A 1,313-nucleotide genomic window follows, 5' to 3' on the forward strand; every position below is an offset into this window, starting at 1 on the left:
TAACCAGTTTTTAGGAGCTACTCAAAACTGGGGATTTGGGTCAGCTTTGAGTATGATGTTAATTTTGGTGGTGAGTATAGCGATCGCACTTTTGATTAAGTATGGTGATCCAAAAGCACAGCCCTAGCACTATAGTAAAGGGAGTAGGGAGTAGGGAGTAGGGAGTAGGGAGTAGGGAGTAGGGAGTAGGGAGTAGGGAGTAGGGAGTAGGGAGTAGGGAGTAGGGAGTAGAGAAATTCGGATCAACAATTCTCACAATTCCTACAGGGATCCCTATCAAAAGAAAATGTTTGCATTCATAAAAATGGAAAATTTTAACTATAAACTTAAAATTAATTAACAAGTAACAAGTAACAAGTAACAAGTAACAATTGACGAATAACAATTGACGAATAACAATTGACGAATAACAATTGACGAATAACTAATGACTAATGAACAACTATACCATCAGCAGGAGGAGCTTACCCTAGACATGGTAAACTCTCAACCAAAACTCCGGGTTTCTTGGCAAGGTATTTTCTCCCTGGTGATGTTCTTTTATATGTACCTACCCCTGCTGGTACTGACGTTTTATAGCTTCAATGACTCTAAATACAGCGCCCAGTGGCAGGGATTCACGTTTAAGTGGTACCTAAAACTATGGGAGGACGAGAGTGTAAAGACCGCACTATTCAATAGTCTCACGGTAGCGCTAGTGGCAGTAGGGATTTCTGCGGTATTGGGTACCATGATGGCAGTCGGTTTAGCCCGTTACCACTTTCCAGGGAAACGCTTGTATCGAGGGATATCCTACTTACCCCTGATTATCCCAGATATTGCGATCGCAGTGGCAACTCTCATCTTTTTGGCAGTTATGGCTATTCCTCTGAGTCTGTGGACTATCATAGCAGCTCATATAGTTTTCTGTTTGGCTTATATTGCCATTGTTGTTTCCTCCCGTATCACCCAGCTTGACCCTCACCTAGAAGAAGCAGCCCTCGATTTAGGAGCAACGCCTCTACAAGCTTTTATAAAAATCTTACTACCGGAATTGATGCCAGGGATTATTGCTGGTTGTTTATTGTCTTTTGTCCTAAGTATGGATGATTTTCTGATTTCTAGTTTTACCGCTGGGACTGGTGCAACTACCCTACCCATGGAAATCTTTAGCCGCATCCGCACTGGTGTTAAACCAGATATAAATGCTCTTAGTGTTTTGCTAATCCTGGTATCAGGTGCAGTTGCTTTTATCGCTGAATGGCTCCGTTATCGGAGTGTGGAAAATCGGCAATAATCGGGAATCGGGAATCGGAACCCACCCCTAACCCCTC

1 protein-coding gene and 1 pseudogene are annotated in these 1,313 nt (G+C 42.8%); both read left to right on the plus strand.

All coding sequences use genetic code 11. From position 1 onward, the window contains the following. Positions 1-127 (plus strand): annotated as a pseudogene (locus F6K20_RS38805) (ABC transporter permease); the annotation flags it as partial. Positions 128-427: 300 nt separating this feature from the next. Further along, positions 428-1,276: an ABC transporter permease gene (locus tag F6K20_RS38810; protein WP_008178470.1), complete on the plus strand. Its 849-nt coding sequence runs from the start codon at positions 428-430 to the stop codon at positions 1,274-1,276. The last annotated feature ends 37 nt before the right edge of the window (positions 1,277-1,313 follow it).

It is taken from the genome of Moorena sp. SIO2C4 (genome assembly GCF_010672485.1).
GTDB classification, from domain to species: domain Bacteria; phylum Cyanobacteriota; class Cyanobacteriia; order Cyanobacteriales; family Coleofasciculaceae; genus Moorena; species Moorena producens.

What these genes read in the sequence shown, in the direction of transcription:
- F6K20_RS38810 (WP_008178470.1), top strand. Translation starts at nt 428, where the DNA reads ATGACTAATGAACAACTATACCATCAGCAGGAGGAGCTTACCCTAGAC.